The 16,918-nt window shown below is 34.6% G+C and carries 14 protein-coding genes; 13 read left to right on the forward strand and 1 reads right to left on the reverse strand.

Going from position 1 to position 16,918, the window contains the following annotated elements:
• Window positions 1-120: 120 nt before the first annotated feature.
• From C8E03_RS04935 to C8E03_RS04995, 13 genes are all read left to right on the forward strand, one after another.
• Window positions 121-1,056, forward strand: coding sequence for a sugar-binding transcriptional regulator (locus tag C8E03_RS04935; protein WP_094377251.1), 936 nt, complete (start codon window positions 121-123; stop codon window positions 1,054-1,056).
• 16 nt (window positions 1,057-1,072) lie between these two features.
• Window positions 1,073-2,605: an FGGY-family carbohydrate kinase gene (locus C8E03_RS04940; protein WP_110290470.1), complete on the forward strand. Its 1,533-nt coding sequence runs from the start codon at window positions 1,073-1,075 to the stop codon at window positions 2,603-2,605.
• Window positions 2,606-2,623: 18 nt separating this feature from the next.
• On the forward strand, window positions 2,624-3,139 hold the full coding sequence (locus C8E03_RS04945) for a DUF1097 domain-containing protein (protein WP_094377249.1): 516 nt from the start codon (window positions 2,624-2,626) through the stop codon (window positions 3,137-3,139).
• Window positions 3,136-3,768 (forward strand): HAD family hydrolase, encoded by a 633-nt coding sequence (locus C8E03_RS04950; RefSeq protein ID WP_110290471.1) that lies wholly within the window; start codon window positions 3,136-3,138, stop codon window positions 3,766-3,768. The genes C8E03_RS04945 and C8E03_RS04950 overlap by 4 nt, the downstream gene beginning before the upstream one ends.
• A gap of 99 nt (window positions 3,769-3,867) precedes the next feature.
• Entirely contained in the window at window positions 3,868-5,178 is a 1,311-nt protein-coding gene (locus C8E03_RS04955) for a RuBisCO large subunit C-terminal-like domain-containing protein (RefSeq protein WP_110290472.1), read from the forward strand.
• A 303-nt stretch (window positions 5,179-5,481) separates the two neighbouring features.
• The gene (locus C8E03_RS22375; protein WP_242993407.1) at window positions 5,482-8,349 is read left to right on the forward strand and encodes a family 43 glycosylhydrolase; all 2,868 of its coding nucleotides are present in this window, start codon (window positions 5,482-5,484) and stop codon (window positions 8,347-8,349) included.
• A gap of 394 nt (window positions 8,350-8,743) precedes the next feature.
• Window positions 8,744-9,004 carry a hypothetical protein gene (locus C8E03_RS04965; RefSeq protein ID WP_094377246.1) on the forward strand — a complete coding sequence of 87 codons (261 nt, stop codon included), beginning with the start codon at window positions 8,744-8,746 and terminating at the stop codon, window positions 9,002-9,004.
• A gap of 111 nt (window positions 9,005-9,115) precedes the next feature.
• Window positions 9,116-9,835: an ABC transporter ATP-binding protein gene (locus C8E03_RS04970; RefSeq protein ID WP_110290473.1), complete on the forward strand. Its 720-nt coding sequence runs from the start codon at window positions 9,116-9,118 to the stop codon at window positions 9,833-9,835.
• Window position 9,836: 1 nt separating this feature from the next.
• Complete coding sequence (locus C8E03_RS04975; RefSeq protein ID WP_110290474.1) at window positions 9,837-11,342, forward strand: hypothetical protein; 1,506 nt, start codon at window positions 9,837-9,839, stop codon at window positions 11,340-11,342.
• On the forward strand, window positions 11,336-12,088 hold the full coding sequence (locus C8E03_RS04980) for a zinc metalloprotease (RefSeq protein WP_110290475.1): 753 nt from the start codon (window positions 11,336-11,338) through the stop codon (window positions 12,086-12,088). Before C8E03_RS04975 ends, C8E03_RS04980 begins: the two co-directional genes overlap by 7 nt.
• A 154-nt stretch (window positions 12,089-12,242) precedes the next feature.
• On the forward strand, window positions 12,243-12,527 hold the full coding sequence (locus C8E03_RS22235) for a TlpA family protein disulfide reductase (protein ID WP_146212300.1): 285 nt from the start codon (window positions 12,243-12,245) through the stop codon (window positions 12,525-12,527).
• 2 nt (window positions 12,528-12,529) lie between these two features.
• Window positions 12,530-12,817, forward strand: coding sequence for a hypothetical protein (locus C8E03_RS04990; protein WP_094377241.1), 288 nt, complete (start codon window positions 12,530-12,532; stop codon window positions 12,815-12,817).
• 83 nt (window positions 12,818-12,900) lie between these two features.
• Entirely contained in the window at window positions 12,901-14,634 is a 1,734-nt protein-coding gene (locus C8E03_RS04995; protein ID WP_110290671.1) for a S8 family peptidase, read from the forward strand.
• Between the two features lie 400 nt (window positions 14,635-15,034).
• Here C8E03_RS04995 and C8E03_RS05000 read toward each other — a convergent pair whose 3' ends face one another.
• The gene (locus C8E03_RS05000) at window positions 15,035-16,774 is read right to left on the reverse strand and encodes an IS1634 family transposase (protein ID WP_094378114.1); all 1,740 of its coding nucleotides are present in this window, start codon (window positions 16,772-16,774) and stop codon (window positions 15,035-15,037) included.
• Window positions 16,775-16,918: the final 144 nt, after the last annotated feature.

The raw sequence follows: 16,918 nt of genomic DNA on the forward strand, positions 1-16,918 counted from the left end.
TATGATATAGAACAAAAGTGTAACATTTGTTCAAAGTGTATAGAAGTATTGAAAACTACTATTTATATTTGTATAATATATATAGTAATAAGCGCTTAATACAGATAGAAAGGAAAAAATATGGATAGTAATGAGTTGAGATTATTAGTAAAGATTTGTAAAATGTATTACTTAGAAGATTTGAGTCAAAATGAGATAGCAAAGCAGCTATTCATTTCTCGTCCGCAAGTAAGCAAGCTGATTTCTAAAGCAAAGCAAAAAAATATTATTTCATTCCAAATAAATGACCCATTTTCAGAAGAAGATAAGGCAGCGGAGCAATTGAAGAAACGTTATCATATTGAGGATGTGCTGGTTGTAGATACAAGGGATGTAAACAGTGAATGCGCTTCAGAGAAGTTAGCTAAAAATATGTCTTTTCTAATTACTCGTTATGTGTCCAATGGTAGTGTAATCGGTATATCTGCAGGCTATACTGTTGCTGCTTGTTCCAAATATTGTAATATATATAATTGTAAGAATTTGCAATTTATACCATTAGTTGCAGGTCAATCCTTTGAGGGGGAGAATTGGTATGCAAATCAAAGCTGCCAACGCTTTGCCAGTCGTCTGAAAAGTAAGTATATGCTGCTTAATACACCTTTGATTATAAGAAATACGCAAGCACGAGAAGAACTCGAGAATAATATTGCAGTAAGACCGGTACTTGACTGCTATGATCATCTGGATACGATTCTACTTGGAATTGGACAGGCAACTCCAGAATCCACGTTAGGAAAATGTTCTATCAGCAAGGATGAGATTAACTGGGCTTATGAGCATGGAGTTAAGGCGGTAATTGGGGCTTCCTTTATCGATGCTGGAGGAAATGAAATTAGTGGGACACAAAGTGATTTTTTTATTGGCATAAAAGTCGCCCAGATTAGAAAGTGTAAATCAGTCGTTGCAGTAGCAACGGGAATTCATAAGGTGGAAGCGATTAAGGCGACATTAAAAGGGGAATATGTAAATGCATTTTGCACAGACTTAGTTACTGCACAAGAGTTATTAAAATGACCAGTGGAGGTATTTTATGGGAAGATATTATATTGGATTTGATTGTGGAACGCAAAGTACAAAAACAGCAATTTACAGCGAAGATACGACCTGTGTAGCAGAAGAAATGATACCAACTAATATTAACTACCCAAAGGCAGGTTGGGCGGAAATGGACGCAGACCATTATCTGGAATCAGTCAGAAAGGGAATAAAGGCATGTCTTACAAAAAGTGGTATTGATCCAAAGGATGTACGCGCCATATGCGGTGACGGAATTATTTGTGGAATTGTAGGTGTTAATGAGGATGGAAAAGCGATAACACCATATATTCCTTATCTGGATTCACGTACTGCACAGGATGCGAAATGGATTAATGAAAATTTAGAGCCTATTTGGATTGAAGAGAGTGGAAATGCATCTGTAGCACCATTTTATCCGCCCCTATTGGCTCGCTGGCTGATTAAAAATCATGAGGAATTCAAACAAAGCGGTGTTAAAATCATGAATAATGGGCCATACGTATTGTCTCGTCTTGCAAATTTGAAAGCGAAAGATGCATTTATTGACTGGGCAACTTTGTCAGGGTGGCTGATTGGATATAAGGCAGAGGAAAAAGTTTGGTCTAAGGAGCAGATGAATCTGTTGGAGATTCCGATGGAGTTATTACCCAAAATTGTTAAACCTTGGGATATTGTTGGTACTTTAAGTGAAGAGGAAGCTTCTTTAACAGGCCTGCCAGCAGGAATTCCGATTGTGGCTGGAGCAGGGGATACGATGCAGTCCAATCTGGGCTGTGGACTTGTTGAGACAGGTATGGCAGCGGATGTAGCCGGAACCGCAGCTATGTTTACGATAATGGTAGATGGAATTAATTTAGAACTTAGCAAAAATTCAGATTTGTTATTCTCAATTGGTACATTACCAGATACTTATTTTTACTGGGGTTATATTCGAACAGGCGGCTTATCCTTACGCTGGTTTCGCGATAATATTTGTGGGCGTGAAGGAGACAACTCTTTCTACGATGAAATACAGGAATTGGCGCAGAAAGTATCGGTAGGCTCAAATGGAACGTTATTCTTCCCATATCTTCAAGGTGGCGGTGGTGATTTAGAAAACGCCAGCGGATGCTTTTTGAATATGACGACCAAAACAGATCAAGGAGAAATGTGGCGTGCAATTTTAGAGTCAATAGCTTATGAATATTTGTCACTTGTTAACAGTTTAAGAGAGAATGGAATCAGTGTTGATAAAATTATTATAACAGAAGGCGGAAGTAAGAGTAACTTATGGAATCAGATTAAAGCAGATGTTTTGGAGGCTAATGTTTTTACTCTAAAACGTAAAGAAGGAGCAGTGATGTCAAATATTGCATTGGCAGCCTATGCAGTAGGAGATATTAAGGATTTAAAGGATGCAATTTCAAAATGGATTGAAGCAAGAGATACCTTTACACCCAATATTCAAAATACAAAGAATTATCAAAATATTTTTGCCATTCAGCAAAAACTGCTTAAGGAAAATATGAAAGATGCTTTTTTATCACTTGCCAAATTAAACCAGTAAATCAAGGAGGAAATTATAATGAAATTTCATAAATTTATCGTAATTCCGTTTTCAATTGGTGTTTTAGCATTTATTTTACAGTTAGTGGATCAAAGCTTATCGCCGATTCTTTCACCTGATGGGAACTCTGGTTTTGCATGGATATCTTTTCAGGCTTGGGCAGTTTATTTCTTCGCAGGCTGTAATATGAAAGGTGGCTTAAAGTCCTATTTGAATTATATTACAGGAATTGTAGCAGCAATATTTATGATATTGTTGGGGCAGTTTGTAACTCCTATGCTTGGCAGCTTTTCCATGCCGTTTGCTCTATTGGTTGGCTGTGTTATATTTTTAAGTCTGGAAAGGGTAGAGCTGTTTAATTTATTGCCTCCAATGTTTATCTCGGCCGGCATCTATTTTGGAATCATTACATATGTGCCAAATGCCAACTTTATAAATGTAGCAGTTATCGTTGCCCTATATGCATTTTTTGGCCTGTTTCTTGGCTACATTTCCATTCTGTTCAGACAATGGTATGAGGAGAAGCAAAAATGAAATTAGCAATATTTGATTTTGACGGAACAATATTTGAATCTGCTTGCTATTGGGAAAAAATCATTGATGACTATTTAAGAAAACGCAATATTACACCGCCTGAGAATATTTTAAGCATTGTAAAACCATTAGGTATTTCTGGCGCGGCGAAGTTGTTTAAAGAAAGGTTTTCCCTAAACGAGGAGCAGAGTGAAATAGTTACAGACTGGAGAACCAAAATGGGCAGAAACTATCACGAGGTTATTCCGCTCAAGGCTTATGCCTATGAATATATTTCTAAGCTTCAAAAAGAAGGAACTAAAATATGTCTGGCAACTGCGATGGAACGGGACTTTGTAATGCCTGCAATGGAACGCACAGGAATCTCTAAGTTATTTGACAGTATTGTTACCATTGCAGATGTGAATGCAAATAAGAACAGTCCTAGGATATTTCAGTATTGTGCAGAACAATTTCAGGCAGAACCGTATGAATGTACTGTTTTTGAAGATTCACCTCAGGCAGCAATCATATGTAAGGAAGCAGGGTTTCATGTGATCGGGGTATATGATGGCGTGTGTAAGAATGACTGCGATCTAATGAAGCCGGTTTGTGACCAATTTATTTGTTCCTTTTATGAATTAATTTAAGAAGTAAAATAGATTGACCGAAAAAGTGACGACAGTAGAAGATAATAGATTAATGCATTTATGTAGTATGAAGTCATATCAATTAAAGGAGATATTATTATGAAGAGAAATTATGATCCAATTATTTTTTGTCAAAGTGAATCACTTGATTTAGAAGATTTTGTTATAGCTACTTACCTAATGTCAGCGCAAACAAAGGATGTATTGATGAGAGCAGGCGCTATGGCGGTGGAACAGACAACGGGAACCTGGCTTAGAGTTCCGGACGAAACAGATGAAGTTCGCCGTAAATTTGTCGGACGTGTTATCAATGTATTTAATGTTCCAGGTTATGAAGCTACTTGTCCTGATAAAATAAGAACCTGTGTGATACAAATAGCATTTCCGTGGAGAAATTTTGGGCAACAGTTACCAGAGCTTTTATCTACCGTGTTTGGTAATATTTCAATCATGGATAATTTAAAGCTTCTTGATTTACAGTTTCCAAAGAGCTTTACAGCCGGCTTCAAAGGACCACGCTTTGGTACACAAGGACTAAGAGATCGTCTTGGAATACAGGATCGTCCGTTAACATTGGCTATGATTAAGCCTTGTACAGGTATTCCGATAGATGTTATTGAACGACAGTTTTATAATTTGGCATTATCAGGAGTTGATATGGTTAAGGATGATGAATTAATAGCAGATCCTATCCATGCTCCTTTGTTTAAACGTATTGAAGCTTGTCAGCGAGCAGCAGAGAAAGCTTATAAGGAAACAGGTAAAAAGGTTCTTTACATTCCCAATATTACAGATCGTCAGGATCGTATGTTTGAGAAAGCACATAAAGCAATTGACATGGGAGTCGAAGCTCTTATGGTTAATGTTCATGCAACAGGCTATGGTACAATGAGTGCTTTGGCTGAAGATGACAGTATTAAAGTACCATTGCTTGCACATCCTTGCTACAGTGGAACAAGCTATATGGGAAGTTCGACAGGAATGTCCTCTCATATCATACATGGAAAATTTATGCGATTAGAAGGTGCAGATATGGTTGTTTATAACTGTTCATATGGCAAAGTTCCTAGTCTGGTAGAACGTTATGTAAGAATTGGACAAAGTCTGTTATCAGATTTCCACGGTTTAAAACCAACATTCCCAAGTCCGGCGGCAGGTATGCATCCAGGCTTAGTTGGACAGGTAATGGATGATTTAGGACCAGATATTATCATTGGAGCAGGGGCTTCTATGCATGCTCATCCAATGGGCTTGAAGGGCGGTGTTGCAGCACTGAACCAGGCAGCCGAAGCTTGGAAACTTAATGTCACACCACAAGAATATGCGCAGGATCATGAGGAGCTTAGAATATCCATTGATCAATGGGGTGTATATGATCCAAATAAGTCAATTTTTGAATTAACAAATTAATAAGATAATATAAAAGGACCAAATCCAAGGAAAGCTTTTTCAAGCATTTTAAGGAAGTGGTCCTTTTTACATTGACAATATGAATGATTGGAGACAGAAAATATTATGAGCAAACTATATCAGATTCAGTTACGAAGCAGAGCAAATGAGCTTCTGTAGAAAAATGTAAATAAAAGTCTTGTACATATTAAAATAGGTCAGTGAATACCTTGTATAAATCATTGTTTGAAAGTGTAAATATAGCATATAATTTAATTAATGTTTATAGATCAAAGTGATTAATAATTTTGTAGAGGTGATTTTATGATTCTAACAGAAATGAAACAGGATTTGTATTATGTTCTATGTTATACCAGATTACCAATAAATGAGGATATTTATTCTCCAAAGCTTGCTTATAGCATGCATCTTGCATACAGCGAGGACGGAGTTCATTTTAATGAGCTTAATCATAATTCAGGCGTATTGTTTGCAAAATCAACAGACAATCCGGATGGAACTTTAAACGCGAAAAGCCTAAAGAATCCTTATATTTTCACAATGGCAGATGGAAGCTTTGGAGTTGTTGCAGTTCGCACTGAGGCTGATGGTTTGGAGGAGATGCATAGCAAAGGAAGTGTATTATTTTTTATTACAGAAGACTTTTTACAATATAAAGAGATGGGGCTAATTCCTTTAAAAGATGATACATATGTAAATGAAGTGAAATGCAGGTATGATGTAAGTCAAAAGAAATATATCATTCATTGGAGTGATACAGAAGGAAAATATTATCAAAATGTTGTTACTGATATAAAGCAATTTACAAAAATATCCAAGGCAGAGCAGGCTGAGCCCTTTATCTTAGATAAGACAATTACCGATATCGAAGGAATTGTTTTGGGTAATGTAATTCAAATTCCAAAGAAAGTTGCATATCGTTTGATTAACAGACTTACGGTACCCCAAAATATAAAAATAGAAGTTCCATCTAAAATAGAGGTTTCCTCAGAGGACTCATTAAAGAAAGTAAAAGCTGTTGCAGTCTATAGTGATGGAACGAGAGCAGAAAAGCGTATTGATTGGGATACTTCTATGATAGATTGGAACAAAACAGGAGTGTATACTGTTTGCGGCAATATTCATCAAGAGCATTATGCATTTCCGGTGGCCATTAATCGGGCAGACCCTTGCATTGGCAAGTGGAAGGGAAAATATTATTTTATAGCAACGAATGATGCAGACAATAATCATACCTTAAATATCAGAGAGGCAGACAATATTCCTGATTTGGTGGATGCAAAAGAGGTAAAAATACTGGATACCACAATGTATGAGCATTTGGGGAATTTGCTCTGGGCACCAGAGTTTCATATTATTGGAGATGATTTATATATTTTTCATGCCGGAACACCGGGTGCATTTGAAAAGGAACAGTCACATGTCATGAAGCTAAAGACAGGGGGAAATCCTGTGATTGCGACAGACTGGATTATGCCAGAGCGTGTCATGAAAAAAGATGGAAGCTATTTATATGGTGAAGCGGGCATTACTCTTGATATGACATGTTTTGAACAAAATGGCAGTATATATGTCATATGGGCACAAAGACAATTTTTCCCTGTGGATCAAGGCTCTTGGCTGTATATTGCAAAGGTGGATGCAAGGAAGCCTTGGATGCTGATTACGGATCCGGTTCTACTTTCAAGACCGGAATATGGCTGGGAAAATAATCATACTTTTGTTGAGGAAGGACCATTTGCATTAATAACAGATAAGAAAATATTTGTAACATTTTCCGGCGCTATGGTAGATACTACATATACGGTAGGTCTGTTAAGTGCAGATAAGGATGCAGATTTATTAGATCCGGCCAATTGGATGAAAGAAAATTATCCTATCCTGACTTCAAGAAGTGTAATAGGTGAATACGGTCCAGGGCATAATGCTTTTGTAATGGATGAGGACGGCACTTACTGGAATACCTATCATGCAAGAGCAGGTGCAAACCAGCCAAGAAGTGCAGGCATTCGTCGGGTACATTTTGACATCGATGGATATCCTGTATTGGATTTAATAGAAGAAAAAGATCTAGACATATCGTTAGCTAAGGTATCAGCGACTGTTATCGTGAACCATGCAACAGCTATTAGGCAAAATTACAAAGCTGCAGTCTGTGAAGAGCAAAAGGGGACGCTGACAGAGGTTTCCTACAGTGTAAGAAACTATATTAATCAATCAAGACAGCTAGTAACCAATCAAAGCATCAGTGAAGAGGAAGCAGGAAGAAAAACGGTTTTAGGGGAGGAAATAATAAAAAAATGTGCAGTATATCTTCCTGCAGGCTATGATGAAGCCGATAAATCTACCAAATATAATGTACTATATTTGCTGCATGGTGTAGGTGGGAACCGATATGAATGGTCGGCAGGGAACGAAAAGCATGATGGATATAATGTTATTTGCAATCTGTTTGACAATTTAATTAAAAACGGTGATATAGAACCTTTGATTGTTATATTTACAGAGGGAAGAAGTGCTTATGATTGGGAAGATACATCTTTTAATATTGATGGAACAAATATGCTGGGATTTTATTATTTCGATTATGAATTAAGATATGATTTGATACCATTTATAGAAGCAAAATTTAATACATATGCAAATATAGCAGATAATACAGAGGCTGATATCTCCTATAATCGTTTACATAGGGCAATTGGGGGCTTGTCTATGGGTGGAATGCAATCTCTTAATCTGGGACTTGGTGGGTATCGTTGTGATTCGGCTGCTTATACGAATAGGGAACCAAAGTGGAGTAACGGACTTGACACCACAGTGGAGGTAGTCGGTATGGTTGATTTGTTTGCCTTTGTGGGAGCTTTTTCTAATGCGCCCACCTCCAGTGATGGTGATCATTTGGGATCAAGTATAGCCGCAAATGGTCATAAGCTGGAATTATTATACATTACCTGCGGTGATGCAGATGGAATTGCATATCAGGATGGATTTTCAAAGGCTGTAAAAGGCCTGGCAAACGCTGCGGGGAATAAAATAGGTGATAGTTACAGTGTATTGATTAAGGGCGGAGTTCATGATCATAATGTCTGGTACAATGGTGCTTACAATTTTAGCCGGTTATGCTTTAGGGCATCCTATGGACTTATGAGGACATATGAAATAAGCATATAAAGTAAATACTGAAGTAGATACAAAGCAAGGAATGGAGATAAAACATTTCTTGCTTTTTGTTATGCCGTGTGCTTGGATTCCACGAATGCTTAAGAAAATATCACTGTGCAATACATTTTACGTGTATAGCAAGTGATTTGTTAAAAAAAGCATAAAATTTGTCGTATAATTAAAATAAATGTTTAAAAAATAAATTCAATAAAATTAAATTACATAAATATAACGTATAATTAAAAAATTAATAAAAATAAGCTTTATATTTTGCAAATAAAGTATATTATATGTACAATATGTTAAAATAAGGCAAAATTAATTGACAATACAGTCAGGTGTGATAAAATAATGAAATAGTCTATATACACATTGTTACTGATATTGAGGAGGGGCATAAATAATGGAATTAATGATTACTAGAAAGATTGATGACTTATTCATTAATACACAATGTAGAATGGCAAAATTCATGGAGAGCAGAGAGGCTGTTGTAATTTTTATTATATCAGCAGCAATTATTCTTGCATTAGGTATTACAGCAGGCGCTGGTGTTGCTATTTATTGCATGGCAAAAGGTGGAAATGTTGACTGGAGTTTTGGAGTTGTAAAAGTTTGGAAGATGGGATTACCAAACTTTCAATTTAAATGTATTTTAAAATAACAAACATATCTTATATTTTTTAATAAAAGAAATAGAGTTATAAAATTGTAAAGAAATAAATCTTGTGTATATAGGCTTCTGTAAAATATAGAAATCATTAAGGTGGTTAATATGGATAAATTTTTGGAAGTAAATCATATTACAAAGTTTTATGGCAAGGTTAAGGCTTTGGATGATATAAGCTTCTGGGTGAAACAAAAAGAAATATTTGGTTTACTTGGAGCGAATGGTTCAGGTAAGAGTTCCTTTATTAAAACATTACTAAAAATAATAGATAGTGGTCCAAACGATACAGGAACAATTACTGTAAATGATAAAGATAATATTAAAATAGGCTATGTAGCAGAAAACAGAGCAATATTAGAGAATCTGACAGGTGAGGAATTTATTGATTTTGTTTTAAGCATCAATCATGTAAATAGTACAGAAAAAAAGGAATTTTATTTGAAGCGATTTGATATGTATGAGAAGAAAAATGAACTGATACGATATTATTCGAATGGAATGAAAAAGAAAATACTGATTATATCTGCCTTAAGCATATCACCTGATCTGTTGATTGTAGATGAACCTTTTGCAGCTTTGGATCCGGAAGGAATTCATCTGTTAAAACAGGTGTTGAAGGATATCTCAAAAGAAGGCTGCACCGTAATGATTTGTTCTCATACGCTTGATGTTTTGGAGGAAATAGTGGATAGTTTAATTATTCTGCGAAAAGGAAAAATGCTTTATTTTGGTGAAAAAAAAGAGCTTTTTTACAAAATGAATTCAAATAAGCTGGAAGAATGTTATATCAAAGTTGTACAGTCCGAATCTATGGAGGAAGAGTAAAATGCTTAGCAAGGTTTTTAAATTGAAATGGAATTTGTTTCAGAACAATCTAAAAATACTTTTTCACAAATATCCTGTCATATTACTGATATCTGTCTTACTATTTGCCATAATGATAGGTGCTGTGCTATATGGAATAAATTATTTTATTGTTAACATTAATTTGGCAGTCAATGATGAAATTATTATGCAAAAAAATATTAATCGGGCAGTCAGCAGGGCATACAATATCGTTTTGGGTGGAATCGCTACTTTAATCATATTAAAAAAATACACGATAAAGAAAAGAAATATACCAGAAATTTTGCTGATAAATCGGTATGGTGTGTTAGAAACTGTCCATAGTTTTTCTTTAGCGGAGAGTTTTTTAAATATAGCATTTATTATCGTTTGTACATTACCTATATTTTGGAAAGTTATTTCTCTATATGAGATTAGTATACTTTTTCAGGTGGGGATTATACTTACTCTATATATCTATTTACTGTCACTTGCTTATCTGGTTCAAATGTTACTTAGCATTATGAAATATATTCTTATTTACAAATTGAAATTATTATCAGCTTTTATGATTGAAGAACTGATTCTTATTATTTCCTTGGGAATCATGGCAGGCGTGTGCTATTTGTGCTTTTGTACTAATTTAATTATGTTTACTCCTAGTTATCAAATCATTGATTGTATTGCAACCTTTATTGAGAAAAAGTTGATTTTTGCTTATCTGAAAATGTGTATTCATATCTTGCTTGGAATCGTTATTTTGATTTTATGTAAATATATCACAAGCAGTTTTGAGCGAGATTACAGCTATGACATATGCAAAAAGGCAAAGTCAAGATTAAAATTCAATAATAAAATTTTTGATAATTACTTTATTTTAGTATTGAAAACTTTTCATAACAATTCTGAAAAGATGCTCGGAATCGTATCAATTTTAACAGGGAGTGTTATTGCTGCTAAAATACTGGGGAATACTGATGACATTTATTCCTATATCGAGCTTTTATTTTATATGATGATTCTATTTATTGTGTTGGGAGTGTCTACGTTTATTTGTGAATTTGAGGATTATGATGTTTATGAGGTACTGAAGAATTATAAAGGAAATGCTGTAAAATATAATTTTATCTTATACATAGTAGAAGTAATTTTTTCAATTGTAACATTTTCATTGTATCTGTATCTGTTTTATTATGCTTTAGGAATGCGGCCAGATAGTATTTGGGAAGGACCGATTGCAGCGATACCTTTGCTTTGTAGTCTGGCAGTATTTGTCAGAAAGATTTTACTGGGAAAGGATGCTTCTGTTTCAATGAAGACTTGTGCTACTATGGCTGTTGTGTGTATTTACTTTGCAAGTCAGGCATTCATGAGCTACTTTTTGGGGAATCTGGTAAGTGAAAGTCTTGCAGAAGGAATCTATAAAGGCTGGCTATTGTCAGGAATGGTAATTTTTTATATATGGCAGCTTATTCTTGTAAAGCGTGAATGGGGAGAGAAATGTTAAAGCAATATATTATAAAAAAGGCTCAAACTGCTGAAACGCTTGGAAGTGTTGAAGAAATTTGTGCAAATACAAAGTATACACAAAAGGATTTACTAGAGCTAAATCGATGTGGAGAAATCAACTTTATCTACAAAAATAAAAATGTGCATGGAAGCAAATGTAAGCTCCTATTAAAAGAAAGAAAAATTTTAAAATATAAGTTTTTTTACTGTTTGTCACCATTAGAGCTGCAAAAAAGATTGATAAAAGATTTTTTAAAGTCTTATTGTTTGCAAAAATTATATTTCGTCTTATATTTTATATTTTTATTTTATTCAATTCTTTGTGTATATTCTTATCATGCAGCTTGGTACGAGTATCTTGGAGCTATTTTAATAAGTGCGTTAGCAGTACATAGCATTGCATTGCATGAACTGGGGCATATCGTTGCGTGTAATTTATGTAATGCAGAATATAAAATAATCATTTCAGGCTTAGAAGTAAGTGTATATAGTAGAGCAGATTCTTATAAAAAAAACATAATAATTGCTGCTTCAGGTGCGGGGGTGAATCTATTGATAGCCGCAGTCATTGGTATTTTACTGTTAGTAGATATGGGATTACAATATACTTTTATGCTCAAGGTATGTTGTATGATTCATCTTCTGAATTTATCAAATCTTCTTCCTATGTTTACGGATGGTAAAAATATCATGGAATATTTAAAGTGTTGCATTATAAAAAGGAGTGAGTATAACGAAAAATAAAAAAATAATTATAATTCTTTTTGGCATACTCATCATATTGGTGTTGGGTATATCTGTTTTAGGCAGAAGTAATTATTTCTCTAAAAATGAGGAAATAACACTAATCAACCAGAACAAAGAAGAGGTTATATATAAAAGTGATAAGGATGTTTTAGTGGTTTCAACAATCTGTGCGACTTGCAAAGAAGAATTGGATCAGTTAAGTAAAAGCTCGAAAAGCGAGCAAGAGCAGGTAAATATTATAGTGATGTCTACTTTTGAACAAGCTTGTGCTTTCTTAGAACAATATGATATACAATCTGATGTTTATGTTGATGAGTATGGAGAATTTAAGAGTGAGTATGGCATTACTACGGTGCCTAAAAGATATCAATGCGTGAATAAAGAACTGGTGGAAGTAGATTTAGAAGCAAATGAAAGAATGGATGGAAAGGATTGATCATGTTGAAGAAAAAAGAAATCATAATTTCATTGATGGGAGGAATCATAATTTCTTTCATTCTTGAATTAATTGTATTTTTTGTAGCTTTATTTAATTGGGATTTCTCTAAAAAAATGGATTTAAATATGGGAAAGGGAATTTTCAATATGTTTAATTTTATTTGTATTGAAGATGGTTTTCAGGTGGAACTTGGTATAGGATTTTTGATATGTGCGTTTTTGGGAGGAATAGTTATTTTAGCATTATCGATTGCATTTAGAAAAGTATTTAAAATAGAGGTGATTTAATTGGATCAAAAAGTGTGGTGAAATTATAAATTTTCCATGCTTTTTTTATGATTTATGCATATGATGTAAAAAAAGGTTTTTATATGGATAATCAAAAAATTGAAAATCTCTTAAATCTTGCCCTTGATTCAACAAATCAAGAAAGAGAAAAATCTTTAAATCTTAATGTTGGTTATAATGAAATTGAGAATACATGGGATATAATTATTAAATATACAGGAGATATTGATTGGTTGCAATCGGATGAAATTGACGTGGTTAAGTTGATGAATCAATATGCAATTCTTACGGTAAAGGAAAGTATTATAGATGAACTGGCAAGGATACCGCAGATTGAATATATTGAAAAGCCAAAACGACTCTTTTTTGCTGTAAATAATGGAAGAGCGGCTTCTTGTATCAATTCGCTGCAAACATCACAATATAATCTTTTCGGTGAAGGAATATTAGTAGCGGTGATTGATTCCGGTATTGATTATTCTCACCCTGATTTTAGAAATCAGGATGGAACAACAAGGATTTTATATTTGTGGGATCAGACCATAATCGGGAATCCTCCGACAGGTTATAAAATTGGTACGGAATATACAAGTGAACAAATTAATTTGGCTTTAAAAGCTGGTAGTAAGCAAGAGCAATTGCAAATTGTGCCAAGTACGGATTTGAGTGGTCATGGAACGGCTGTCTCTGGTATAGCGGCAGGAAACGGCAGAGCTTCAAATGGTTTATTCAGAGGAGTAGCCTCAAGAAGTAGACTGATTGTTGTAAAGCTGGGAACACCAAGACCTGATTCTTTTCCAAGAACTACTGAGTTAATGCAGGCAATTGACTATGTAATAAAGAAAGCACTTGAATATTTAATGCCGATTTCTATCAATTTAAGTTTTGGCAATACATATGGATCCCATGATGGAACCTCTCTGTTGGAAACTTACATAGACTTGGCTGCAAATATGTGGAAGTCCTGTATCTGTGTGGGAACGGGCAATGAGGGGGCAACCGCCGGTCACACATCGGGCGTAGTGAGAGAAGGAGTAACAGAAAATGTGGAAATTTCTGTTGCAGAATATACTACAAATTTAAATCTTCAAATTTGGAAGTCCTATTCAGATGAAATGGATATCATGATTAAATCGCCAGGGGGAAGAAGTGTTGGACCCTTGCAGCAGATTTTAGGTCCGCAGCGTTTTGAACTGGAACGCACTCAATTGTTGTTGTATTATGGGGAACCTAGTCCATTTAGTACAGCTCAGGAAATTTATCTAGATTTTATTCCAAAGGATTCTTATATAGCGGATGGCATTTGGACGATCAGTCTGGTGCCTAGAAAAATTGTAAACGGCAGTTATGACATGTGGCTTCCAAGTGAGAGAGCGTTAACTAGCGGAACGAATTTTTTGCTGCCAACTCCGGATATCACATTGACAATTCCCTCTACATCAGCTAGGGTAATATCGGTTGGTGCGTACAATACTGCATTAGGAAGTTATGCCGTATTTTCTGGGAGAGGATATACACGAAGACTGAAATTAGTAAAACCGGATTTAGTTGCGCCGGGTGTTGATATTACCTCGACGGCAGTAAATGGAGGATATGGTGTCTATAGTGGAACTTCTATGGCAACACCATTTGTAACGGGCAGCTGTGCTATGTTGATGGAATGGGGGATTGTAAATGGGAATGATCTATTTTTATATGGGGAAAAAGTAAAGGCCTATTTAATTAAGGGGGCAAAGCCCTTGCCGGGGTTTAAAGAGTACCCCAATCCGCAGGTTGGCTGGGGGGCGCTTTGTGTGAGGGATAGTCTGCCAGAATAGTTAGTTTTCAAAATGCTCGTAAGGAATATACCCCTCTACTTATAAGCCGAAAAAACATAGGGGGTGCGCAAAAAAATCAAAAATTTTTTGTTTATGAAAAGTAAACAATGAAAAGTTAAGATAAAAGGGTAATGCAGGTGAAAGAGGAAAAGAACAGATAGAATTATAAAATAAGCTTGCATTTTAGGTAAAGGTTGATTTAGAATCTTCAAATGGAATAAATTAATGAGAATATTAATATACTATTATTGGTAGCTATAATAAATCCAAAATAAGCTTGTGCTTTTGGATTTTTATGGTATACGCTCACGTTTGACAGTTGCGAAACAATAGAAGTCTGGAAAGCCATATGGAATGGGCGTTTCAGACTTTTGCTTTCTTGAAAAAAGTCGCACTTTTTTTATTTTTTTGTATCTTTGAAAATTTTTTTCATTTGTTTGGTTGTTACTATTTCATAATCTGAACGAAATCCAAATGTTTCATGTAACGCATCCGTTAAATTCGTTCTTTTGTAGGTTGGAATATATCCTTCGTGTGAAACGGAGTAAAAATTCATTTTTCTTAAGGTGGTAATTAGTTCATCACTTGTGTAATTTTCTTTTAGTTCCTTATCTAAATATTTATATAAAGTAAGGGCAAGAAAACAGGTTGTAAAATGTGCTTTTATTCGATTGTCTCGCCTTAAATATATGGGTCTTGCTTTAGAATCTGTTTTTAAAATACGAAAGCATTCTTCGATTTCCCATCGTTTATGATTAATTTTAGCAATTTCGGGAGCATCATCCTCTAAATTGGTACATACTGCATAAAATCCGTCAAACATTTCTTCTTTTGCTATTGCATCTTGGTCTATATCATATACTGTTTTTTCTGCGATTTCCCCTTCGGTAGTAACTCCAGTTGATTTAATAAATCGCTTAAAATCATTTTGGTTCTTTTTCTTTATGTCGGTTGGTCTTGTAGTAATTAATTTTTCGGCCCTCTCGATCTGACTATTTCTGATACGACTTTGATAATCTCTATATATAAGGGAAAAAGTTACAATTAATTTTTGCTCTAAAGCATCTTCTTTTATCCATCGCTCCTTGTAAAATGTTGCGTTTTTGAATTTTTCTATCATTTCTTTTGATTCTTCAAGTTGTGTAATGTTATAAGTGGCAGAAGTTTGATCGCCTGAAAGTCTCCAGCCAGTAGAATCTAATGCCCATTTTTTGAGATGGGCTTTTAATTTTTTTACTGACTGTGTTGTAATAAAAGCGCTTCCTTTTATGTTATTGAATTTACGATTATCAGATGAAGATAGTCCAGCATCTGTGCAAACAACAAATTTAGAGAGTTCAAAGTCTCTTAGAATCTGTTCCTCCAATGGTCTTAGAGTTATTTGCTCATTCGTATTACCACTATGAATGTTAAAAGCAAGCGGTATGCCATCGCCATCCATGAACAACCCTATCTCGACAATAGGAGAAGGTTGATGTTGTTTTGATTTTCCGTATTGTTTTAATCCTTCTGCTTCTTCTATTTCAAAGAAATAGTTTGTGCAATCATAATAAAGTATCTTATCGTTTCTTTTTGAAATAGCCAGACTGTTTTTATAAAGTTCTGCCTGAATAAAGTCAGTTTCTGCAGCAATTACTTCAAGAGCTCTGTAAATATGCTGAATTTCGAAATCAGGTACTTCTAAAAAGGATTGTGATAATTCAAACGTTCCCAGTTTTGAAGTAGGGAAAATGATTTTGCCATAAATCAGTCTTGAAAGAATAGAATCAAGATTAAATTGAAATTTATATCGACTGGAAATATCCTTGCAGATACAATCCAGTTTAAGCCGATGATAAAGCTGTTGTAGAAAAAGATATCCGCCATTAAAGGAACGTTGTTCATTTTTAGAAATTAATTTCGATTGTGAAAAAGGGAGCAATACCTTTCTGGAATCTTTTTGTTCTTGTTTATTTAATTTTTCGATATACTTTTTAGCCCATTCATATGGGTCAGCGCCATTTAGCTTTTCGCGGAGTTCTGCTTCGGTTCCGAGTTTTTCTACAATAACCGAAGTATTTGACTGTGTTTTAGGGTTATAAATAGATTTTATAATATAAAGAGATGCAGAATTTTTTGATTTTGTTACTTTAAGTCTCATATAAATACCTCCTCGTACCTATATTATAACACGGTACGATAAAGTGCGATAGTACAAAAAGGAAAATTTGACAAAAAAATACCGCATTTCTGCGGTTTACGAGGATTTATATTATATTTAACTGTCAAATGCCTGGATGAAAAT

It is taken from the genome of Lachnotalea glycerini, assembly GCF_003201285.1.
In the GTDB taxonomy this organism is placed as follows: Bacteria; Bacillota; Clostridia; order Lachnospirales; family Lachnospiraceae; genus Lachnotalea; species Lachnotalea glycerini.